The organism is Bartonella sp. Raccoon60 (genome assembly GCF_002022585.1).
In the GTDB taxonomy this organism is placed as follows: Bacteria; Pseudomonadota; Alphaproteobacteria; order Rhizobiales; family Rhizobiaceae; genus Bartonella; species Bartonella rochalimae.
In genome coordinates, this window is sequence record NZ_CP019786.1 from 1 (window position 1) to 24,315 (window position 24,315).

A 24,315-nucleotide genomic window follows, 5' to 3' on the forward strand; every position below is an offset into this window, starting at 1 on the left:
AGCATCTAAATCGGTGCTGGTTTTTTAATTCATTTTTCTCAGGAAAGTGATTTATTGATTACTTTCAAATAAGTATTGTTGTTTTTTATATTTAGGTAGTTATCCACAAGTGTTGTGGATTTCTATAGAGTCGTTTTTTGTCAAGCTTTTTTTATTTTTTATTTTTAATACATGAAATCTTTAATTATCGGTAAACTTTACAAAAAAAAAGTTATTTGAATCAATAGTCTTTCTTATTTTCTTTTTGCAAATACAAATTTATAGTCGTTTTTTATGATCTTTTGATTTCATTTTAGCCTCTTGCATTTTACCTGTGCTGTTTTGTATGTTCCTTATGAAAATTGAAAATACGCAAGGTTTACGTCAGGTAAGTGTTCTATATCATATTTTATAGAGAATGCTTTATCTTATGCTCTGTTTGTGGATGCATGTTAAGCAGTTTTTAGCGGTGTTTTTTAATTTTCATTATTGATTGTTTTCAGTTTCGGAAAGCGTATCATACAATTAAACAAGATAAATCTTATTGATCATCTTTGTTAGTAGGGTTGTACTAAGACTATCCTAAGGAGAGGATGAATAATCTTATTTGGGGAAGGGTGTGTCTCTGCTTTCGCCAGACAGATTTTAGCTGTTTGGTAGGGTGGGATTATAGTTTTTTTTGGGATAAAAAATGGTGAATAAATTGAATTCTAAAGCTAGTTCCTTTAAAAAGGTTGCAGTGGATATCCTATCGACAGAGAAAATGATAAATGAAATGATGAAGATAAAAGGGCCAGTTAGTGTTAAGTCCTCTTTAGGACCTCTAGTTTTTTCAGAGGAAGAGGGTGCTGCTGCTTTTGCACGTGTAACGGCGCAGTTAAAAGCCCAAATTGGTGTTGAGGCTTATACGAGTTGGTTTGGCCGTTTGAAACTTGCTGAGTATAATCGCAATCTTGTAAAACTTTCTGTTCCTACAGCGTTTTTACGTTCGTGGATCAATAATCATTATAGCACTCTTTTAACTACTTTATGGCAGCAGGAGAATTCAGCGATTCTTCGCGTTGAAGTTATTGTCCGAAGTATGGAACGTGTTTCAAAAGGTTTTTTATGTGGATCTAATAAAAGCTCGATTGTGATTGAGCCTGAAGAGCAACCTGTTTCTTCTTTAGTTGAGAGTTATGCCGAGCAATCAGTTAAAAGTAATCAAGAGGGTGTTTTTGGTTCTCCACTTGATTCTCGCTATACTTTTGAGAATTTTATTGAAGGTACTTCGAATCGTGTTGCTTTGGCTGCAGCGCGCTCGATTGCAGAAGGACATAAAAGTTCTTTACGCTTTAATCCCCTTTTTATTTATGCGTCTGTTGGTTTAGGAAAGACACATTTGCTTCAGGCTATTGCAGCAGCTGCGCTTAAACGTTTGACACCTGCGCGGGTTATTTATTTGACTGCTGAATATTTTATGTGGCGTTTTGCTGTGGCCATTCGTGATAATGATGCTCTTTCATTCAAAGAGCAATTGCGTGACATTGATCTTTTAATTATCGATGATATGCAATTTTTACAAGGGAAATCAATTCAACGCGAATTTTGCCATTTGCTGAATATGTTACTCGATAGTGCCAAACAAGTTATTGTGGCTGCTGATCGTCCACCAGCAGAATTAGAATCGCTTGATCTTCGTGTGCGCTCTCGTCTTCAAGGAGGTGTGGCTCTTGAAATTGAAACGCCAGATTATGAGATGCGTTTGGCAATGTTGCGCCAACGATTAAAAGTTGCACAACAAGATGATAATATGATTACAATTTCTGATGAGATTTTGGAATATATTGCTAAAACGGTTTTAGGATCAGGTCGTGATATTGAGGGAGCTTTTAACCAGTTGTTATTTCGTCAATCTTTTGAAGTTGATTTATCCTTAGAGCGAATTGATGAATTATTAGGTCATTTGACACGTTCAGGTGAATCGAAACGTATTCGAATAGAGGAAATTCAACGTACTGTTGCACGTCATTATAATGTTTCTAGGCAGGATTTATTGTCTAATCGTCGAACACGTACAATTGTGAAGCCACGGCAAGTTGCGATGTATTTGGCAAAAGTTTTAACACCTCGTTCATTACCTGAAATTGGACGTCGTTTTGGGGGGCGTGATCATACGACTGTTTTACATGCTGTACGTAAAATTGAAGATTTAGTTTGTGATGATCAAACTTTAGCTAAAGAGCTTGAGTTACTTAAGCGATTAATAGGAGAGCATGCCGCATAGTATTATAATCTTTTTCTGATTATTAATAAGATCAGAGAAGATTGATAAAAATAATAATTTTGGTTTGTATTAAATTTGTATTAAAATCTTGCTATTTTAAAAGAAGTTTATTAAAATTTGAGCATATGGCAATTGTAAGTCAATTGATTGCTTTTGGTTTATCGGATTCCTATAGTTATTTTGGATAATAAGTTATAAACAGGGATTTTTATGCGCGTTACAATTGGTCGCAGTCAGCTGCTCAAATCTCTTAGTCGTGTTCACCGTATTGTGGAGCGTCGTAATACTATTCCTATTTTATCAAATGTATTGATAGATACAAGTGATGGAAGGATGCAATTAAAAGCAACAGACCTCGATCTAGAAATCATAGAAACTTCTTCAGTCAATCTTGAACAAGCCGGGGCAATAACTGTTCCAGCACATTTGCTTTATGATATTGTTCGCAAACTTCCTGATGATAGTGATGTTATTTTAGACGTTAATGAAAATCAGGCAAGTACTATGTCTATTACCTCTGGGTGTACTAATTTTCAGTTGCAGTGTCTTCCTAAGGTAGATTTTCCGGAATCACTTCCAGGTCAGTTTAGTTGTCGCTTCTCTTTGTTAGCATCAAGATTGAAATATTTACTTGATTGTACGCAGTTTGCTATGTCTACTGAAGAGACACGTTACTACCTGAATGGTATTTATTTTCATGTCATTTATGATGATATTTTGAAGTTGCGTTTGGTTTCTACTGATGGTCATCGTTTAGCACAGGTTGATATAGAAGCACCTTCGGGAGCTGATGGCATGCCAGGTGTTATCATTCCTCGTAAAACTGTGGGAGAGTTGCAAAAACTTCTTGGGGAAGAAGCCGATAACGATGTGTGTATAGAGCTTTCAGATACAAAGATTCGTTTTTCTGTTGGGTCTGTGATTTTAACATCAAAGCTAATTGATGGAGTATTTCCAGAATATCAACGTGTTATTCCATTAGGAAATGATAAAAAGTTGATTATCAATCGGCAAGATTTTTCTGCTGCAGTTGATCGTGTCTCAACAATTTCAAGCGATCGTGGGCGTGCAGTAAAATTGACGATTGAAAAAGGGATTGTAAAGCTTGTAGTGAACAATCCTGATTCAGGGAGTGCAAAAGATCAATTGGTTGCAGATTATGTATTTGATCCCCTTGAGATAGGTTTCAATTCAAGATATCTATTGGATATTGCAGCACAACTTTCAAGTGATGAAATGATCTGTATGTTTGCTGATTCTGCGGCGCCAACATTGATTCGTGGAAATGGTGATACAAATGCGCTTTATGTGCTGATGCCTGTTCGTGTTTAAGGATAATGCGTTTTGCGAAGCAGTAGAAGCAGTATTGGCCATATACATAAAGTGGCTGTTAGACAACTGAAATTAGAAAATTATCGTAATTATTGTTCTTTAGTTCTTCATTTATTAGGTCATCATGTCGTTTTTACAGGTCGTAATGGTGCTGGCAAAACCAATCTTTTAGAAGCACTGTCTTTTCTTTCTCCTGGTCGTGGTTTGCGGCGTGCAGCTTATTCTGATATTAGTTATTCTGAGGGAAGTGGTACGGGGTTTGTTGTATTTGCGCGTCTTCAGTGTGCACTTTATGGTGAAGCAAATATTGGTACAGCTTTAGAAGTTAATGATGGTGGTAGAAAAGTACATATTAATGGTGTGAATGAAGCAAGTGATTGCTTAATGGACTATTGCCATATTAGTATATTGACACCTTCTATGGATGGGCTTTTTATAGGGCCTGCACTTGGTCGACGTCGTTTTTTAGATCGTATGGTTTTATCTATTGATTCTTCGCATGGCCGTCGTATAGTTGATTATGACAGAGTTATGCGTGCACGGAATCGTTTATTTTTAGATGGAAATAATGATCGTGTTTGGTTAGATGCTTTAGAGGTTCAAATGGCTGAACTTGCAACAGCCATTGCAGCAGCGCGGGTTGATGTTATTCAGCTTTTAAATGATACGTTTGTGCAAGTTTCTTCTTGTGTACCTTTTCCAAGAGCTTTTTTACAAGTTGATGGTTTTTTAGAAAAAGCGCTTAGAGAAATGTCTGCTATTGAAGTTGAAGAGCAATTTTTGAATCGATTGCGTAACAATCGTGCTATAGACTGTGTTGCTGGCCGGACATTAGAAGGTCCACACCGTACAGATTTACAAGTTTTTTACGCAGATAAAAATATGAACGCGACATTATGTTCAACTGGTGAACAAAAAGCTTTATTAACAGGCTTAGTTTTGTGTCATGCACGTTTAACAAGTATGATATCTAATATGACGCCTATTTTCCTTCTCGATGAAATAGCTGCTCATTTTGATTCTCACCGACGCGCTGCTTTATTTGATATTCTTGATGATTTAGGTGGGCAAGCATTTATGACAGGGACAGATCATATTTTATTTGACTCTTTAAAAGGACGGGCAGAGTTTTTTGAAATTGAAAATGGTGTTTTATTGCAATAAGCAATGTATTAATAACTTTTTATGAGCAAATAATTGAAATAAAAGGCTTATCATATCTACGATTATAATGGTTTTGAATGATCCTAATTTAAACTTTTTAGTACACATGGGCTAGAAATTTATAGCACTGCGACTTTAGAAGATAGTGAAAGATCATGTAAAGATCGAGCAGTAGGATTTATAATAACATTACACTTCTTATCAAATTATCAAAGTAATTGTGCAAATCAACTCGTAGATTGGATATAAACAGTCATTGAAGTGAGTGTCAGATTGATTATCAATTCAATTACTTATAGTTATACGTCTTTTGCAGTTTTTGATGTATTAAAAATATTTTTAGAACTCACTAGAATTAATGGGAAAAGTTCATTATTTTTACAGCAATAAATGGGGTTATTGTTGGATGCTGTTGTGAAGGATATTAGCTTATATTTAAATATATTGATAAGCATTTTAATATAGTTTAAAAGGCTAAAACTGGTTAATGGCAATAAATTTGCTTGATAATTTTTGTTTGAATAAATAAGATACATTTAAGAGACATTATTGTTGTATATTAATGAGAACTGCTAGGGGGCATGTACGGGGAAGATAGGAATGAGAGACTTTATTCAACAAATAAAGATACTCACGGTTTTATGGATGGCATTGCTTTTATCTAGTTGTAAAGTTGATGTTCTTCAGCCTGCGGGATATGTTGCGCGCCAACAGCTTATTTTAATTATTTTATGTGTTGTTGTTATGTTATGCGTTGTAATTCCAGTAATGATTGCAGTGGTTTTTTTAGCTATAAAATATCGTGCTTCGAAAACAACAGAAGATTATTTACCGGATTGGGGACACTCAAATAAAATTGAAGCTTTTATGTGGGGCATTCCAGTTATTATTGTAATGGTTTTAGGGCTATTAACAGCGCATTACACTTATAAGCTTGAACCCTCAAATGCTCTTCCTACGGATGTTGTTGGTGAAGAAAAGCCTTTGCAAGTGGATGTTGTCGCACTAGATTGGAAGTGGTTATTTATTTATCCTGAATATGGTATTGCATCGGTTAATGAAATTTATGCACCACAAGGTCGTCAAGTATTATTGCAAATAACATCAGAGAGCTCAGTTAATGCGTTCTGGGTGCCAAAACTTGGTACAGTTATTTATGCTATGCCACAGATGAATGCTAAATTACATTTAATGGCTGATAAACAAGGTGTATTCAATGGCAGCTCAGCAAATTATAGTGGTGATGGTTTTGCAAATATGCGTTTTAAATGGCATTCTGTACCATTGAATGATTTCGATAACTGGGTTGCTAAAGTTCGGGCAAATGGTCAAAAGCTTGATCGTTTATCTTATCGTCAACTTTCTGTTTCTCCTCTTATGGGTGATATTGCTGCGAAAGAGAAAGACGCTGAAGTGCGTTATTTCGCTCCTGTTGAAAAACAGCTTTATTATCGTATTGTCAATCGGTGTGTTGGTGAAAATGTCATCTGTAATGAAGATTTAATGAAGCGAGCTGCTGCTCAGACGCTTTGGGGTACACTTTGTTCAGTTTTTGATCGAAGTGCTATTTAGGAAATAGTTAATCGAGAAAGAAACCATTTTTAAATAAGGATTCTTTTCAATTAGAATTAAATTTATATAGGATAGAAAATGTTTGGAAGACTTACAGATCCTACAGCAGCTGCTTTTCATGCACTTGCGCATGAGCCAATTGTTCTTTATACGTGTATTGCAATTATTTTGGGCGGTTTAGCTGTTATTATTGCTTTAACAGTACTTGGTTGGTGGAAAGTTCTTTGGCAAAATTGGATTACGACTGTTGATCATAAACGAATTGGTATTATGTACATCATTCTCGGCATTATTATGCTTGTTCGTGGTTTTGCTGATGCAATTATGATGCGAACACATCAGGCTTTAGCGTTTGGAAGTGAAGCAGCAGGTTATTTACCTCCTGAGCATTTTGATCAGATTTTTTCAGCACATGGTGTGATTATGATTTTCTTCATGGCTACACCAATTTTATTTGGTCTTTTCAATTATCTTATACCACTTCAGATTGGTGCCCGTGATGTTGCATTTCCATTTGCGAATAATCTAGGATTTTGGATCACAGTTGCGGCAGCAGTATTAATTAATATATCTCTTGGTATTGGTAATTTTGGTCGTGGTGGTTGGTTAATGTATCCACCTTTCTCAGAATTGCAAAATAGTCCAGATACAGGAGTGGATTATTATTTATGGTCTCTTCAGCTTTCTGGTATTGCAACAACGATGGGATCAGTCAATTTTGTGGCAACCATTATCAAAATGCGTGCTCCTGGAATGACGATGATGAAAATGCCTGTTTTTTGTTGGTCTGCTTTTGTTAGTAACATTCTTATTTTAGTTATTTATCCTGTTTTAGCTGTTGCGTTTGTACTCTTGGCAGCTGACCGTTATTTAGGCATGAATTTTTTTACTAATGTTGCTGGTGGGAACCCAATGGTGTGGATTAATTATGTTTGGGTTTTTGGTCATCCAGAGGTTTATGTTTTAGTTGTGCCTGCCTTTGGAATTGTTTCGGAAATCGTCTCAACATTTTCTTCAAAGCGCCTTTTTGGTTATGCCTCAATGATATGGGCAATTGTAGTGATCTTGGTTCTTTCGCTTCTTGTTTGGGGGCATCACTTCTTTACAATGGGAGGAGGTGAAGCTGTGAACACTTTCTTTGGTATTGCTACGATGATCATAGCAGTTCCGACGGGTGTTAAAGTCTTTAATTGGTTATTGACTATGTATAAGGGGCGGATTCGTTTCGAACCTCCAATGCTTTGGTGCATGGGAATGATTTTTACGTTTGTTGGTGGCGGATTAACCGGTGTTTTGATGTCGATTGTTCCTGCTGATTGGCAGTTTCATAATTCTTTATTTTTAGTTGCTCACTTCCATCATACGATTATTGGAGGTGTTGTTTTTGCTTATTTAGCTGGGTTAGCCTTTTGGTTTCCAAAAGTTTTTGGCATTAAACCAAATCGTATATTAGGTATTGCATCTTTTTGGTGCTGGTTTATTGGTTTTTACCTTGCTTTCTTTCCAGTTTATCTCCTTGGATTAATGGGTGCTACGCGTCGTCTTCAGCATTATATTGAGCCAGGTTGGCAGCCGATGTTTATGGTTGCTGCAGTAGGTGCTTTTATTATTCTTCTTGGTATACTTTGTTTTGTATTACAAATGCTTTTAGCAATTTGGTATGGTATTAAGCATAAAGGGCGTTTGCCGGTAACATCAAATGATCCTTGGGGAGACGCACGAACACTTGAGTGGTCTATTTCTTCTCCTCCTCCTTCTTATAATTTTGCAATTATTCCAGAAGTGCAGAGTGAGGATGCCTATTGGGATATGAAAAAGAGAGGTTATCAGCGTCCAACAAGTGGGTTTGCAAAGATCCATATGCCTTCAAATACATCAGCTGGAATTATTGCAGGCTTTTTCTCATTAATTGTTGGTTTTGCTCTTGTTTGGCATATTTGGTGGCTGGTTATTTTAGGATTAGTTGGATTTGTTACAACGATTATTTATCATTCATTAATGGGTGATCATCATGGTTATTATATTTCAGCCGAAGAGGTGCAAAAAACAGAAGATATCTTCACAGCTGTTTTAGAAAAACAAGGGGTAAAAGTATGAGTGCGACAACAATGAATCATGTATGCACGGACGAACATTATCATGATCATCATAGTAGTTCAATAATGATATTTGGATTTTGGGTTTACATTCTTTCAGATTTAATTTTGTTCTCAACATTGTTTTCGAGTTTTGCTGTATTTTCTGCTTCTTATGGAGGAGGTAAAGCTGGTAATGAGTTTGTTAATTTAAACTTTGTTTTGGTTGAAACAGCAATTTTATTATTATCGTCAATTACTTATGGGTTTGCTATGGTGTATGCTCATAAGGGATCTCTTGCTAAGCTACGCGTTTGGATGGCAATTACCTTCGCGTTTGGATTATGCTTTGTTGGAATGGAAATTTATGAATTTTATGAACTGCTGAATGAGGTGTTCTATTACGATCCTAATGCTTATGCTGGTGTTGATCCTACAACAGGCATAAAATCTTTTGGGCGAAATGTTCTATCTGCTTATTGGTCAGCATTTTTTGCGTTGGTTGGTACCCATGGTCTTCATGTGAGTGTCGGTTTATTGTGGATGGTTGTAATGTTTTTTCATCTGCGTCGTAGTGGTTTGGATCAGGATAATAAAACACGTTTAACGTGTCTCTCAATTTTCTGGCATTTACTTGATATTGTTTGGGTTGGTGTCTTCACCATGGTTTATTTGCTAGGAGCACTGTAATGAGCGTGTATGATAAAAATCATGAGCCAAGTATTGGTTCTTATCTAGTTGGCTTTATTTTAGCTGTTCTTTTTACTTTAGGTTCTTTTATTCCTGTAATGTATGGATTATTAGATAGTTGGGCTATTAGTACGAAGGTTATTTATCTTATTGGGATGGCACTTATACAAATTATTGTACAAATTGTTTTCTTTTTGCATTTGAATTCTGGTCCAGATGCCAGATGGAATCTAACAGCTTTATTGTTTACAGCTGTGTGTGTTTTCATTATCATCGGTGGTACTTGGTGGGCTATATCTCATTTGAATTATAATATGATGGGCGGTTCGGGGCGTATTGTTGGACCAGATATCAATACAAATATATTAGAAGAAAAATCCATTAATGTACCAGAAACAATAGAGCAGCCCTCTAACACTTTCGAGACGATTGAACAAACTCCAGAAACAATAGAACAGCCTTCTGAGATATCAGATCAATAAAGCAACTTTTTTGAAGAGAAGAAAATCAGTAATCAATTGTTAAAACTGTTATTGTGAAGATAGAGCCTTTTAATTTTAAAGCTTATAACGTGGCTTTTTGGTTATTAAGGGGTGTTAAATACATTTTTAAAGTTTAAGGTACTTTTCAACTTTATAGTTTTTTACAATAGACGTTAGACGTTGCTGCTATTTTTCGTTGTGTGAGTTTTTATTTTCTTGAGCTTCTTCGCTTTGTTTTAGTTCTTCAAGTGTTGGCATAGACAAGACGTTATAGCCTGAATCGACATAATGAATTTCACCTGTAACACCTGATGATAAATCGGAGAGTAAGTAAAGAGCCGCATTTCCAATTTCATTAATATTTACAGTACGACGTAGAGGTGCATTACGGCGTTGGTATGAGAAGATTGCTCGTGCAGATGCAATGCCATTACCAGCTAATGTCCGAATAGGTCCAGCTGAAATTGCATTAACACGAATATTTTGAGGCCCAAAATCTGTCGCTAAATAACGCACCATAGCTTCTAAAGCTGCTTTAGCTATACCCATGACATTGTAATTAGGAACAACTCTCTGTGAAGCTCCATAAGTGAGTGTTAATAATGCACCACCATTAGGCATGAGTTTACCTGCGCGTTGAGCAATTTCAGTAAAGGAATATGCTGAAATAACCATTGTACGATTAAAATTTTCACGTGTTGTAACATCAACATAACGCCCCTTTAATTGCGTTTTATCTGAGAAACCGATAGCATGGACAACAAAATCAATAGTTTCCCACTCTTTTTCAAGATATTCAAATGCACGATTGATACTTTCAACTTTTTCAACGTCACATTCTAATAGTAATTTACAACCAAGCTTTTCTGCTAGTGGCTGGACGCGTTTTCCAAAAGCTTCTCCTTGATATGTAAGAGCCAGCTCAGCTCCTGCATTTGCTAATTGACATGCAATACCCCAAGCAATCGAATGGTCATTTGCAATTCCCATAATAAGACCTCGTTTGCCCTTCATCAAACCTTTCATATTATTCTCCATAGACTATGCTAGTTTCAATACACTAAGAGTTCCTGCTTATGTATAGCGTTGGAAAACAAGCGTTGCATTGGTACCACCAAAGCCAAAAGTATTTGATAATACGGTATTAAGTTTTTGGTTATCGAGACGTTTACGAACAATTGGCATATCGGAAAAAGCTGGATCAAGTTCTTCAATATGAGCACTTTCACAAATAAAATTATGATTCATCATCAACAGTGTATAAATTGCTTCTTGAACACCTGCTGCACCTAAAGAATGCCCAGTTAAAGATTTTGTGGCGGAGATGGGGGGACATTGGTCTCCTCCTCCAAAAATACGACGAATTGCATCTATTTCAGAGGAATCACCAACAATTGTTGCTGTTGCGTGAGGATTAATATAATCAATTTTATTTTTTATGGTTGCAAGAGCCATACGCATACATCTTTCTGCTCCTTCACCAGATGGAGAGACCATATCATGACCATCGGATGTAGCACCATAACCAACAATCTCGCCATAAATTTTAGCACCACGTGCTTTAGCTAATTCCAGTTCTTCAAGAACCAAAACACCAGCTCCACCAGCAATGACAAATCCATCACGATTAATATCGTAGGCACGTGAAGCTGTTTCTGGTGTATTATTATATTTGCTGGACATAGCACCCATAGCATCAAATAAAACAGATAATGTCCAATCCAAATCTTCGCAACCACCTGCAAAGATGCGATTTTGCTTACCGTATTGTATCATCTCATAAGCATTTCCAATACAATGATTGGATGTAGCACAAGCTGAGGAAATTGAATAATTGATCCCTTTAATTTTAAAAAAGGTTGCGAGAGTTGCTGAAGCTGTAGAACTCATTGCTTTGGGGACAACAAAAGGTCCAACGCGCTTTGGACCTTTTTGGCGTGTAAGATCAGCAGCTTCAACAATTGATCGAGTTGATGGTCCTCCAGAGCCCATAATAATACCAGTATATTCATTTGATACTTCATTAGGTTCTAAACCTGCGTCAGCAATTGCTCTATCCATAGCAATCTGATTCCACGCTGTTCCATAGCCATGGAAACGCATGGCTCGCCGATCAACAAATTCTTCTATGTCAATATTCGGTTTAGCATAGACTCTACTCCGGAAACCTAATTCAGCGTGCTTGGGTGCGTAGCAAACTCCTGATTTTGCTTCATATAAACTCGTTAAAACAGTTTGAAGCTCATTTCCAATTGCGGAGATAATACCCATTCCGGTTACAACAACTCGATGCATTCATACCTCCTTGTTTCCTATAGAGTAATAAAATACCTTTAACTTGTTGAAAGAATGTCTAACTTTCTTTAAACAAAGCGACGCGTAAATCATTGGCTTTATAGATTGTTTCTCCATCTGCTTTTAACCATCCATCTGCTATTCCTAAAACCAAATGTCCACGTCGAATACGTTTAAAATTTATTTCATATTGAAGCAATTTAGTTTGCGGAGTTACCATGCCTGATAATTTTACTTCTCCTGTTGAAATAGCACGTCCTTTTCCTAGTTCACCTAACCATCCAAGAAAAAAACCCGTCAATTGCCACATACCATCTAAACCAAGACACCCTGGCATAACAGGATCGTTGATGAAATGACAATCAAAAAACCATAAGTCTGGAGTAATGTCAAATTCAGCACAAACTACTCCTTTGTTATATTCTCCACCAGTTTCACTGATTTGAGTGATTCGGTGAATCATTAACATTGGAGGTGAAGGTAATTGTGCATTACCTTTACCAAACATTTCGCCGCGAGCGCAGCTTAAAAGCTCTTCATAAGTGTAGTGAGACTTTTGTTCAGCCATTGTTATTTCCATATTTCTTTTTTATGCCTCTATCCTAATCTACTTTTAGAGCAAATTTTCAGGAGAGGGAAATGATTTATATTATTTATGGTGAAAAAAGTTTTTTATGTTTCTTATTACAAAGGATTATCATTTAAAATATTTATTATCTTGTTTTTTCATTGTGTTTAAATTGCAAACCAAACTTGCATATGCATGTAGGAAGATTTATAATATCCTAGATGAGTACTGATGACTTGAGATTGAATAAAAAAGAACGATTTATCGGAAATCGTAAGGAAGTTGTGAATTGCCATTCGTTATCTGAGTTAAAAGAGCGTTTGCGTAAAAATGGTTTGCGGCCAACGCGCCAACGATTAGAACTGGCTAATATGATTTTTTTTCAAGGTGATTGCCATGTGACTGCTGAGGAGTTATATGAAGAGGCAGTTAAGTCCGGTGTGCCTGTGTCTTTGGCGACAGTTTATAATACTCTTCATCAGTTTACAGAAGCAGGTTTATTACGGATTATTGCTGTAGAAGGTTCGAAAACTTGGTTTGATACGAATACATCTAATCACTATCATTTCTATGTTGAGGGTGAAAATCGTATTCTTGATATTCCTTGTAATTTGGAAGGTTCTCCTATCATTGAAAATCTCCCTCAACCACCAAACGATATGGAAATTTCACATGTCGATTTAATCATTCGTTTAAGGCCAAAGAGTTCTATTTAATTTTACGGATTTCAAGGATTGTATGAAGAATAAAAATAAAATGCTGATAGTTTAAGCTTTTTTAATTTTTAATTTTTTCGTCAGGATAAATTCCCCATAATTGGGTTTGATAAAGCCAGCCACGAGCGTTACGGATGTCTAATTCACACCAGATTCCATTACATTGGCGAATAGTACCGATGATATTAGGTTCTATTTCTGCTACAATTTTCTCATTATCTCCTGGATTTTTACGTAACATGAGTCTGTGTGTTTTGTCCTTTTGCCACGGAATAGTTATTGCAGTTCGTTTTCCTGATAAGAGTGACTGGTAAATCCATCCTTCATCTCCTTCTGCATCACGGACTTTGCGCCATTGATCATATTCTTGGATAATTTCAATAGGGAGTCCCTGCTTTTGATAAGTAAAGATAACAGAATAATTATTTCCTGGCCCAACACGCATATTAACACGAGCAGATTTTATCGAAGCAAATCGTGGAAGTGGTAAACCACTAGGACCTAAATCTTGATTGAGTGTTTGCGAATGTGAAAAGGAAAGAGACCCAAATAGAAGCCCTCCTGTCATTAATATACATGATAAGAGTACAAAAAACGAAACCAAATAAAATGTTTCATATTTACACCTCTTTTTCTTCATTTATGTAATTTGCCATTTGAGATACGGAGGATAGATTCGAAACTTTATTCGAGCATGGCATACATTTGGTTAAAAAGGTCTAAATACTCCGAATATTATTATAAAAAATAGCTCAAATAGTATATAGGTTTGAAAATTTTTATGTCAGTTCAATACAATCAATCAGTCATATATTTGCTATGAAATTTTTTCTACAAAGTAGTAAAATATATGATTTTTTTCCTGTTTATGAAATGTAGTGCCACTTTAAGGCGTAGCGCTTAAATTAATATCATAAACTAGATATCTTGATATGATACAAATTCGTTTCCAAGTAAAGAGTAATGATTTTTGCATAGAAAGATGATCTAAGGTAATCGATGATATCGAGCATGAAAAAGTTTTGTTTCTTGCAAAATAAGATATCTCATTAGGAACATCTGACAATTTATTTCTTGCTTTTTATTTCTTGCTTTACATAAAATACATAACGTATTAAATAAAACACATAATGTATTAAATTAAGACAATTGCAAAGATATGATAATACACTTTTTAGTTGTTAAGATATATCTTTCGAGATGTTAATTTTGATTGGAAGGAAAAAATTGAGGCAAAATTATGCTTAAAGTTTTTAAAAATTACACTTACGTTTGTGCTTGTACAACAAGCGCCTTTTTCTTTTTACAAAATATAGATGTTAATGCGACATCTGAAATGACAGATTGTTTAGAGAGTAGTTCTTTTCTTAAATGTTCTGATGGTAAAACACATACTTTTACGAGTAAGAGTTATCAATTAAATGAGCAGAAGGGTTCTTCATTTTCTAAGGCAGTATCCGCAGAAAAATCAGGGACAGTTATTAATGCGGAGAACATTACCATTACTAACTCTAAAACAGGTGTATTTGCAAAAGAGTATGGAAAAGTTATTTTGCAGAATTCAACTATCAAGGAAGTAGCAGAAGGCCTTTCCGCTAGTGAAAATGGGGCAATTAAAATGGTGGGTGGAACAATTAATTTGAATTATTATGAGAGAAGTATAGGAGTAAGCTCGTGGAGTAGTCAAGGAATAGAGTTAGAGAATGTGAATATTACATTGAGAGAAGGGAAGGAACAGCGTGCTAATATGGGTTTATATGCTGGATGTTCCCTTAATAAGATGTGTAATGCCAAAATTACAATGACAAATGGGTCAATAGATGTTGTTGGTACAGGTGCTGTAATAGATAAGTCATCTCAGGGTGAGATTTCCTTAACTAATGTAAAAATTACAGTGAAGAGTGGTGGAAGTAATGAGTACCCTTATGATTCTTTAGGGATGTATATCGCCAATAATAACAGTAAGCTTGAAATGATAAATGGGTCAATTGATTTTACAAATGGAGTCGGGGTGCTTGTAGGAGAAAAGGGACATGCTGATTTAGATGGTGTCATAATTACTGGAAAAAACAACGATGATGAGGGAACAACAGATGATAGAGGTGGATTGTATCTAGATACAGGGGGATCTATTTTTTTAAAGGATGGGCGAGTTTCTGTTTCTAATACTTATGGTATAACAATGTATCAGTCTGTAAACAGAAATATGGTGGGAGAAAAGGTCGATATTGAAAACTCAACTATTACAGCTGAAAAATATCCAGCGATTTATATCACAAAACAAAATTCTTTAATGGAAAATTTTTATGCTCATGAGAAAATATCTATTGTTAAATTATCAAAAAATTCTAATATCTCTGGCGATCTTTTATTAAAAGCCAAGGGAGGAATTATAGAAATTCAGGCTGATCAGTCTACCCTCAAAGGGGGGGTTTCTATCGCTAACGGAGCTCTTGTAAATTTTAGTTTGAAAAATAATTCAACCTGGACTTTGACAACAAGAAAAAATAACAATTTTACAGATCAAAGGCATTTGAATAACATCGCATGGTTTATAACATCTTTAGAATTGAATCATAGTATTGTTCAGTTTGATCCACCAAAAAATTTTGTTTATCAAACACTTAATGTTGGAAAAGGATCGGGTGTTGTTTATAATGCTGTGAATGATGCAAAGCTTTACTTGAACGTTTTTATTAGTAAAGAAAATAACATTAACGACCAAAAGACTGATAGGCTTTTGATTCATGGCAATGTGTCTGGTACGACCACTGTTTACATTACTGGCCAAAATGGAAGTTCGAAAGATGATATAGGGAGGAATGGGAATACTCAGGGTATTTCGCTTATTCAGGTTTCCGGTACGGCACAAGAACATTCTTTCAAATTGGAAGGTGATTATATTACAATTGATGGTTCACCTTATCAGTATGTTCTTTCTGCTTATGGTCCAGGTTCTTCTCGTGGTCAGGCTAGTCTTGATCAAAAGTTAGTTAGTGGTAATGGAAGTAATTTTTGGGATTATCGCCTGCAGAGTAAATATATTTCTCCACGAGTACAACCATCACCACCAAAACCAGCGCCAGTACCACCGGAATCATTACCACCGGTACCGGAACCACCAACGCCATCCAAACCACAGGATCCCAGAACACCAGATTTACCTGGAAAAAGAATACCGGCGGTTGTGCCACAACTCCCAAGTTATTTGCTTTTACCTCATGCTTTATTTCATACAGGCTTGGTAGATGTAAGTAATCAACATGAACTGTTGGAAATCATACAAAATGCTTCTCATGAGCCTGATAAAAATAGAAAGACAAGCTTTTTTATCCGTGGTTATGGTAGTAACCATCATTATACTTCAAATTTATCCGTTTTTGAACATGGTTATGGAGCTGATCTTGACTATAATAATGTGACAATAGGTATTGTATTAAATACATTAGAGAGTAAACATAGTGCTTCGTCTTTTGGAGTTATGGGCAGTTATGGTCAGCTCTCTCTTCAGCCTCGTGCGGTTAAACAAAGTCAAAAGAGTGTTTTTAATAAATGGTCGGGAAAGCTTTATGCTAATTTGCATCATGATACAGGCGTTTATGCAAATGGCTTTATCTCTTATGATTTTTTTAAGGGCGATGTTGTCACTCTTTCTCGTGGAAAAACAGCAGAATTAAAAGGGGGGCTTTTGAATGCTTCTTTGATAGGCGGTCACGCAATTATAACAGGCTATAATGGTCTTATTATTGAGCCGCAGCTTCAAGTTATTTATCAGTCTCTCATGTTTGATCAAGCGCGTGATATTGATCGGTTTGATATTGATTTAGGAAGCCATGATCAATTGATAGGGCGGATTGGTGGTTGTTTAACGAAAGTTGTTTCTGCTTCCGAAAAAGCACATGTTGTTTCCTTTTATACCAAACTTCATGCTGCGCATAGTTATGAAAAGAAGCGGATAGTGCATTTTAAAGACGCTTTTCAGTTAGGTGCATTTGGTTCTACAGTTGAAACAGGGATGGGTGTTCATGCTCAATTGTCTAATACTATAACATTCCATGGCGATTTGTTATACCAACATAAATTAACCAAAGCCGGCTTTTCTGGAATTAGTGTTTCGGGTGGCTTGCGTTATCAATTTTAGCCTTTAAAGATTAGTCTTGTTTTTATTTTGAACAATTATTTGTGAGTTTCGTTAAGTTGTTTAGCCAAACTCACAGAGATTCTAATTTCCAGGAATATTTCTCTTATATCTTATGGCCATATCAAGGTGTTAACAACATATTGAATAGTAGTTTACACATTTAATTTAATGACAGCTTATGCAAAAAGATGAAATTATTTATGTTAAAAATAACTTCATTTACCCCTAAAAGAGTCTATAAATATAAGGCTTTTAATAAATTATATAGAGATAAATTAGAAATATTTCATTTTGTTTATATGATTCTTATTAAAAAAATAATCTATAATATCAAAAGATTAAATATAGAAAAATTTGTTATTAAAAGAATTATAGAGTGTATTTACAAATATTAAAAATTTAAAGTAATTCGATAAATAAAATGTTCTAAAATAGCATTTAAGATATTACGCTATTAAATTTTGTAAGATGTTATTGATGTTATTAAAGTGGTCGACGTTTTGCTACAGGATATTTGTGATTTTTAGCAATTCGTTCAACTGCTTTTTCTAAAGGTTCAACCATAACATCCATAGAATAACCATTTGCATGAATAATATTTTCATAGTCAATCATAATTGCAACATGACCTTGCCAAAAAATCAAATCACCTCGTTCAAGAGTATCAGTATCTGTTAGTGGTTTTCCTACAGTTTGCTGTTGCATACTAGTATCACGTAAAATTGCTTTCCCTGCCATCATCATAGAAAGTTGAACTAGTCCAGAGCAATCAAGACCAAAACCACTAACGCCTCCCCAAAGATAAGGTGTGCGAATAAAAGTTTGAGCAACAGTTACATAATCTTTGAACGTATGTTGAATAGGATGAAGATGAGAAGAAATAATAGCTGTTCCATTTTCAAGAATAGAATACATTGTACCACGTGTTTCAGTTACATCAACAACGGTTACTTTACTTCCCATAGACAAAGCACGTTCTACAGCCTTTTTTAAATCAGCTTGCGAATATTGGAAAGTACGAGGAACTGAAACAATATGCGTTTGTTTTATGGTTGATGTGCAAAGAATTTGTGTATCAATATAACCTACATAACCATCTTTAAGCGATTCTACCTTTGACATGGTTTCATCTTGCTCAAGGAGTAAGATTTCTTCTCCGAAGAGGCATTCTGTTTGCTTTTCGCTTTTCTTACTGTTTTCTTTAAATAGACCTGCAACAGCTGTATTAACGCGTCTTTTTTCTCCTTGGACAGAACATGGAGTTTCAAATTGCTGATTTGTGAGGATATCTTGAGATATATGCAACGGTGAATTTTTATAAGGCATTTTTTACCTCTAATGGACTAGCAGCAAATATTAATGGATCTCTTATCCAATAGAAAGAATAAAATTATAATTTGTCTAAATTATTGTACATCCTTACCAATTATTTATATCAAATTTGATCTTTGAAGAGTTTATAAAGAGCACGAATAGCTTGCGCGGTTCCACCAACAGGATAACCTGGTGTTTCTTTTGGAGACCATCCATAAAGGTCAAAATGAGCAAATTTTTCTGCTTTTTCGACAAAAGAATTTAAAAATAAAGCGGCAGTTATAGAGCCAGCAAAGTTATTTCCGGATGTATTATTAATGTCCGCAATTTGTGATGATAACATTTGTCTATAGGGTTTCCAAAGTGGCATTTGCCATAGAGGGTCAGTAATGGAATTTGCTGATTGAGAAATTTTCTGTGCCCATATTGGGTTGCTACAATAAAATGCAGGGAGATCTGGCCCTAATGCTATGCGTGCTGCTCCAGTTAAAGTAGCCATGCAAATCATGAACTGGGGGTTTTTTTCATCACCATAGGTTAAGGCATCAGCAAGAATAAGTCGGCCTTCGGCATCTGTATTGCCAACTTCAACAGTTAATCCCTTACGGCTTTGAAGGATATCACCTGGCCGGAAAGCATTAGCAGAAATGGCATTTTCAACTGCAGGAATTAAAACACGCAGACAAAAAGGAAGTTTTGCATCCATGATTAGTTTTGCTAATCCCAAAACATGCGCACTACCACCCATATCCTTTTTCATTAATAGCATATTATTGGCAGATTTAATATCTAATCCTCCGGAATCAAAAGTTACTCCTTTGCCAACCAATGTGATTTTAGGATGGTTTTCTTGTCCCCATTGTAGTTCAATGAGTCGTGGTGCAATGTTGCTTGCTCGTCCTACAGCATGAATCATTGGAAAATTTTGTACTAAAAGATCATCTCCACAAATACTTGTAACATGAGCATTATAAGTCTGCCCTAGTTGGCGTGTTGTTATTTCGAGAGTGTTAGGATCCATATCATTAGCTGGAGTATTGATAAGATCACGGACCCAAAAGACAGTTTCATAAATTCGTTTAAGTTCATCTAGATCAATTGCGTTATGTACATGGATCGATAGTGATTTAGAAGGGGATTTTTGACGATAGCGGTTAAATTGGTAACTCCCAAATGCTAATCCAAGATAGGTATTCATTTCATTTGAGGTAGTTCCTTCTAAATGCCAATGGCCAGTGGGGAGATTTTTGGGAAGGAGTCCTGTGATGAAAGGATTTTCTTGGTCACCAAGTCCAAATAAAACTTGTTTTAATTGTCCTGTTTCGTGGGGAACAAATAACATTTGTCCTGCTTTTCCAGTAAAGCCATTAACTTTCATCCATGAGGTTTTTGATGAATCAAGAGTTAAATTAGCAAAGTTTTTTGTATCAATTAAGAGGATAGGGCAGCTCTTATCAGAACGTGTAGCAGTGAAATTAATTTGATGTTGAAGCATGTGTTTATAATCCTTATAGTTTTCGAAGTGCAACATATTCAACTAAATGATTTTTTCCCTTTCGTAGAATAAGATCAGCTCGCGGTCGTGTTGGTAATATATTTTCTTGTAAATTTTTTAGATTAATTGTGTACCAAAGGTTTTCAGCAATTTTTAAGGCCTCTTCTTCATTTAACAGTGCATAACGATGAAAATAAGATTCGGGTTTTTGAAAAGCTGTTTTACGTAACTGTTTAAAACGCTCTAAATACCATTGATGGATCACTTCTGTTGCAGCATCTACATAGATTGAGAAATCAAAAAAGTCTGAAACAAAAGGTACAATTTTTCCATCTTTAGGATAATCACTAACTTGAAGCACATTAACACCTTCTACAATTAAAATATCGGGCCGGTCGATAATAATTTTTTGATTTTCTAGAACATCGTAGATCATATGCGAATAAAGCGGTGCACTAACATTACCAATGCCTGATTTTACGTCAGAAAGAAAGCGCAGTAATTTTTTAATATCATAGGAATCAGGAAATCCTTTACGATTCATACGATTTTTTGCTTGTAAAATGGCATTAGGGTAGAGAAATCCATCGGTTGTAACAAGATCAACTTTAAGACTAGATTTCCATCGTTTCATGAGTTCTTGAAGAATACGTGCGGTTGTTGATTTTCCCACCGCAACAGAACCAGAAATTCCAATAATAAAGGGTGTTTTTTTGGTATCTGCTTGATGCAAAAATATTTGACGTTTTCGGAAAAGTTCCTGTACGGCTTCAACATGGTATGATAAGAGACGCGCTAAAGAAAGATAAATACATTGCACTTCTTCTAAATCGATAGGATCATCGATTGATCGTAAGCGTTTAATTTCATCAAAAGTTAAGGTAAGCGGGGTATTTGCGCGAAATTGAGACCATTCTTGTACAGTAAAAAAAGTGTAGGGAGAATATTGATCAGAAACGTAATTGATCAAGTTATCTTCTTGATTGTTTTTGAATTGAGTAGTATCAAGCATCTTTATTGGCCAAGAGTTTTTAGATTATTTTTTAGAAATTGTCATGATTGAGAGCAGAACGACAGGCTGTCTTTTGTTTAAAAAATCATGTTTTGTTTTAAAATAGTGAATTAACTTATAGTCCAATCATTCCAGCGTGCAATGATTTGTTTTTGTGATAGATCTTCTGCCAAAAAAGCCCATAAAAGTAAACGTGCTTTTACTGCTGACAAATAGCCAGACATTAAAGCACCAGAAGAAATCATATCAATTTCTGAACCTTTATAACCGTAGGTTGTATGAGTTGTTGGACCATGATAAGAACGGCTTGCAATTATGATTGGTATTTTTTTTGCGTATTTTCGTACTATATCCGCTTCTTGAAAACTGCAGTGGCCTGAACCAAAACCTGCTATGACAAGGCCTGCATAATGTCCACTTTCAAGGCAAAATTTCATCAAGTGTGTATCAGATGATAAAGAGGAATATAGCAGCGCAACTTGATGATCATTTTTTTTAGGAGCTGTGAAAGTTGTAGGAAAAAAATTTCGATCGTTAAAATAAAAGAGTTTTCCTTCTAAAATTGTTCCTAGAATGCCTGTTAGACCTGATTGCAGCGTTTCGACTTTAACAGTATAGCTTTTTTGTACCCAGTAGGGTGAATGAATAGTATCATTCATTACAACTAGGACTCCTCTATTACGGCTTTGTGGATTAGCCGCGACGCGGGTTGCAGCCAAAAAATTAGCAGGTCCATCAGCGCTTGCTTCACAGGGTATACGCATAGCACCAGTTACAACAAGTGGTTCAGCTCTATTCCAATAAAGGGAAAGAAAAAAAGCTGTTTCTTCTAATGTGTCGGTTCCTTGCGTTAAAACAATACCATCTGCACCCATTTTAATTTGCTGTGTTGCCCATTCTATTGTTTCAAGCAGAATTTTAAAAGATAGAGATCCACTTGGTAGTTGTGCTAATGTGTAACTCTGAATATCAGCAATTTTTTCTAAATCAGGAATATTTTTTATGAGTATATCTGATGTTAAAGTCGGCTGCATTTGGCCCAAATTATTGGCTGTCATTGCAATTGTTCCACCTAATGTGCCTACTGCTATTCTTTTCATAATTTTCCCCTGTAAGAAGGCAGATTGCTTATATAAAGCAATATAACAATAATTCGAGTATACAACAATGATGTCATTTTTTATATTTTTTATATTGAGAAAAATTGAAGTGCGCTCAAGCATTGTGTTTTGCAATATATATTATTAAATAAAGGAATTAGTGATTTTATTTTATGTATGATAAAAGGGAGCCATGTTAAGGAGTTTTCTTATGACAGAGCATAAGCCTGATATTATGTATGGTACGACAATCGTAACTGTAAGAAAAGGTAATAAAGTAGTTATGGCTGGCGATGGTCAAGTTTCACTTGGACAAACAATTATGAAAAGTAATGCGCGCAAAGTTCGTCGTCTTGGGAAAAGTGGAGCAGTGATAGCTGGTTTTGCAGGTGCTACAGCAGATGCTTTCACACTATTAGAAAGATTAGAGACAAAACTTGAGCAATATCCTGATCAGCTTATGCGTGCATGTGTAGAGCTTGCAAAAGATTGGCGTACCGATCGTTATTTACGTCGTCTTGAAGCAATGATGCTTGTGGCTGATCAAAAAACTACTTTGGCGTTGACAGGTCTTGGTGATGTCTTAGAACCAGAAGATGGAGTGATGGCAATTGGTTCTGGGGGTAATTTTGCTTTGTCGGCTGCACGGGTACTGATGGACATGGACTTAGATGCAGAAACTATTGCTTCTAAAGCTATGAGTATTGCTGCTAAAATTTGTGTTTACACCAATGATAATTTTACAATAGAAACATTGGATGCTGAATTACCTCCTTTAGAGAAAGCTATTTGAATGTGTGTTGTATTTTCCCCTCGTGAAACTGTTTCTGAACTTGATCGTTTTATTATTGGACAAAATGATGCTAAGCGTTCTGTTGCTATTGCACTGCGTAATCGGTGGCGTCGACAACAGCTTGAAGGGCAGATGCGTGAAGAAGTGATGCCTAAAAATATCCTGATGATAGGGCCAACAGGTGTTGGTAAAACAGGAATAGCTCGTCGATTAGCAAAACTTTCTGGAGCTCCTTTTGTTAAAGTAGAGGCCACTAAATTTACTGAAGTGGGCTACGTGGGTCGCGATGTTGAGCAAATTATTCGTGATCTCGTTGAAATTGCAATTTCTCTTGTGCGTGAAAAAAAACGTGATGAAGTAAAAGCAAAAGCTCATTTTAATGCTGAAGAACGAGTTTTAAATGCTCTTGTAGGAAAAACCGCGAGTCCTGCTACCCGTGATAGTTTTCGTAAAAAATTGCGCGAAGGAGAATTGGATGACAAAGAAATTGAAATTGAAGTAACTGATAATAGTAATAGTGCTCCAACTTTTGATATTTCTGGTATGCCTGGTGCACAAATGGGTATTATGAATTTATCAGATATTTTTGGAAAGATGGGTGTTCGTACAAAGGTACGCAAAACGACTGTAAAGGACGCTTTTAAACCATTAATTGATGATGAATCGGAGAAACTCCTAGATCAAGATCAAATTATTCAAGAGGCACTTCGTGTTGCTGAAAATGATGGAATTGTTTTCATTGATGAAATTGATAAAATTGCAACTCGTGATGGTGGGGCAAGTGCTGCTGTTTCACGTGAAGGGGTTCAAAGGGATCTTTTGCCTTTAGTTGAAGGGACAACAATTGCGACTAAATATGGGCAAATAAAAACAGATCATATTCTTTTCATTGCTTCTGGTGCTTTTCATGTATCTAAGCCCTCTGATTTATTACCAGAGCTGCAAGGTCGTTTGCCTATCCGTGTAGAATTAAATGCTTTAACAAGGGAAGATTTACGGCGTATTCTTACTGAACCTGAAGCTAGTCTGATTAAACAATATATTGCTTTAATGGCAACAGAAGAAGTTCATTTAGAAATTACTGATGATGCAATTGATGCGTTAGCTGATATTGCTGTTGATTTAAATGCGAGGATCGAGAATATTGGCGCACGTCGTTTGCAGACGGTTATGGAGCGTGTTTTAGATGAAATTTCTTTTACGGCACCTGATAAAGCCGGTACTTCATTTAAAGTTGATGCTGATTATGTCAGAAAATCTATAGGAGAGCTTGCTTCTGATATAGATCTTTCACGTTTTGTTCTTTAGAGACCTTTGCACA

Annotated in this window: 18 protein-coding genes and 1 pseudogene; 11 read left to right on the forward strand and 8 right to left on the reverse strand. The window is 35.8% G+C overall.

Going from position 1 to position 24,315, the window contains the following annotated elements; translation table 11 throughout:
• The first annotated feature begins 670 nt into the window (after positions 1–670).
• From dnaA to cyoD, 7 genes are all read left to right on the forward strand, one after another.
• Positions 671–2,245, forward strand: coding sequence for a chromosomal replication initiator protein DnaA (dnaA, locus tag Bra60_RS00005; RefSeq protein ID WP_078688216.1), 1,575 nt, complete (start codon positions 671–673; stop codon positions 2,243–2,245).
• Positions 2,246–2,455: 210 nt separating this feature from the next.
• Entirely contained in the window at positions 2,456–3,577 is a 1,122-nt protein-coding gene (dnaN, locus tag Bra60_RS00010; RefSeq protein WP_078673497.1) for a DNA polymerase III subunit beta, read from the forward strand.
• 12 nt (positions 3,578–3,589) lie between these two features.
• Complete coding sequence (gene recF, locus Bra60_RS00015; RefSeq protein ID WP_236823920.1) at positions 3,590–4,741, forward strand: DNA replication/repair protein RecF; 1,152 nt, start codon at positions 3,590–3,592, stop codon at positions 4,739–4,741.
• A gap of 600 nt (positions 4,742–5,341) precedes the next feature.
• A complete protein-coding gene (gene cyoA / locus Bra60_RS00020; protein WP_078688217.1) occupies positions 5,342–6,313 on the forward strand; it encodes a ubiquinol oxidase subunit II in 972 nt (323 codons plus the stop codon).
• A 78-nt stretch (positions 6,314–6,391) separates the two neighbouring features.
• Positions 6,392–8,410, forward strand: coding sequence for a cytochrome o ubiquinol oxidase subunit I (gene cyoB / locus Bra60_RS00025; protein WP_078688218.1), 2,019 nt, complete (start codon positions 6,392–6,394; stop codon positions 8,408–8,410).
• On the forward strand, positions 8,407–9,078 hold the full coding sequence (locus Bra60_RS00030; RefSeq protein ID WP_078688219.1) for a cytochrome (ubi)quinol oxidase subunit III: 672 nt from the start codon (positions 8,407–8,409) through the stop codon (positions 9,076–9,078). Before cyoB ends, Bra60_RS00030 begins: the two co-directional genes overlap by 4 nt.
• A complete protein-coding gene (gene cyoD / locus Bra60_RS00035) occupies positions 9,078–9,560 on the forward strand; it encodes a cytochrome o ubiquinol oxidase subunit IV (RefSeq protein WP_078688220.1) in 483 nt (160 codons plus the stop codon). Before Bra60_RS00030 ends, cyoD begins: the two co-directional genes overlap by 1 nt.
• 186 nt (positions 9,561–9,746) lie before the next feature.
• On the opposite strand, the gene fabI is transcribed toward cyoD, so the two are convergent.
• The 3 genes from fabI to fabA are packed head-to-tail and all read right to left on the reverse strand — an operon-like array spanning position 9,747 to position 12,423.
• On the reverse strand, positions 9,747–10,586 hold the full coding sequence (gene fabI, locus Bra60_RS00040) for an enoyl-ACP reductase FabI (protein ID WP_078673500.1): 840 nt from the start codon (positions 10,584–10,586) through the stop codon (positions 9,747–9,749).
• Between the two features lie 48 nt (positions 10,587–10,634).
• Positions 10,635–11,855 carry a beta-ketoacyl-ACP synthase I gene (gene fabB, locus Bra60_RS00045; protein WP_078688221.1) on the reverse strand — a complete coding sequence of 407 codons (1,221 nt, stop codon included), beginning with the start codon at positions 11,853–11,855 and terminating at the stop codon, positions 10,635–10,637.
• A gap of 58 nt (positions 11,856–11,913) precedes the next feature.
• Positions 11,914–12,423, reverse strand: a complete 510-nt coding sequence (fabA, locus tag Bra60_RS00050) for a 3-hydroxyacyl-[acyl-carrier-protein] dehydratase FabA (protein ID WP_078688222.1) — start codon at positions 12,421–12,423, stop codon at positions 11,914–11,916.
• A gap of 221 nt (positions 12,424–12,644) precedes the next feature.
• Here fabA and irrA point away from each other — a divergent pair, with 221 nt between their 5' ends.
• Positions 12,645–13,139: an iron response transcriptional regulator IrrA gene (gene irrA / locus Bra60_RS00055; RefSeq protein WP_236823921.1), complete on the forward strand. Its 495-nt coding sequence runs from the start codon at positions 12,645–12,647 to the stop codon at positions 13,137–13,139.
• A 61-nt stretch (positions 13,140–13,200) separates the two neighbouring features.
• On the opposite strand, the pseudogene Bra60_RS00060 reads toward irrA, so the two are convergent.
• Positions 13,201–13,757: pseudogene (locus Bra60_RS00060) on the reverse strand (SH3 domain-containing protein).
• Positions 13,758–14,379: 622 nt separating this feature from the next.
• Here Bra60_RS00060 and Bra60_RS00065 point away from each other — a divergent pair.
• Positions 14,380–17,280, forward strand: coding sequence for an autotransporter outer membrane beta-barrel domain-containing protein (locus Bra60_RS00065; protein ID WP_078688224.1), 2,901 nt, complete (start codon positions 14,380–14,382; stop codon positions 17,278–17,280).
• Positions 17,281–17,763: 483 nt separating this feature from the next.
• Here the strand turns inward: Bra60_RS00065 and Bra60_RS00075 are convergent, their stop codons facing one another.
• The 4 genes from Bra60_RS00075 to Bra60_RS00090 all read right to left on the reverse strand — a co-directional run bounded on the left by Bra60_RS00075 (position 17,764) and on the right by Bra60_RS00090 (position 22,201).
• Complete coding sequence (locus Bra60_RS00075; protein WP_078688226.1) at positions 17,764–18,606, reverse strand: C40 family peptidase; 843 nt, start codon at positions 18,604–18,606, stop codon at positions 17,764–17,766.
• 109 nt (positions 18,607–18,715) lie between these two features.
• On the reverse strand, positions 18,716–20,089 hold the full coding sequence (locus tag Bra60_RS00080) for a leucyl aminopeptidase family protein (RefSeq protein ID WP_078688227.1): 1,374 nt from the start codon (positions 20,087–20,089) through the stop codon (positions 18,716–18,718).
• 13 nt (positions 20,090–20,102) lie between these two features.
• Positions 20,103–21,101, reverse strand: coding sequence for a type I pantothenate kinase (coaA, locus tag Bra60_RS00085; protein WP_078688228.1), 999 nt, complete (start codon positions 21,099–21,101; stop codon positions 20,103–20,105).
• A 110-nt stretch (positions 21,102–21,211) separates the two neighbouring features.
• A complete protein-coding gene (locus tag Bra60_RS00090) occupies positions 21,212–22,201 on the reverse strand; it encodes an asparaginase (RefSeq protein ID WP_078689010.1) in 990 nt (329 codons plus the stop codon).
• A gap of 211 nt (positions 22,202–22,412) precedes the next feature.
• On the opposite strand from Bra60_RS00090, the gene hslV reads away from it, so the two are divergent.
• On the forward strand, positions 22,413–22,994 hold the full coding sequence (hslV, locus tag Bra60_RS00095) for an ATP-dependent protease subunit HslV (protein WP_035005574.1): 582 nt from the start codon (positions 22,413–22,415) through the stop codon (positions 22,992–22,994).
• Positions 22,995–24,302, forward strand: coding sequence for an ATP-dependent protease ATPase subunit HslU (gene hslU / locus Bra60_RS00100; RefSeq protein WP_078697970.1), 1,308 nt, complete (start codon positions 22,995–22,997; stop codon positions 24,300–24,302). It abuts the gene before it with no gap.
• Positions 24,303–24,315 lie beyond the last annotated feature (13 nt).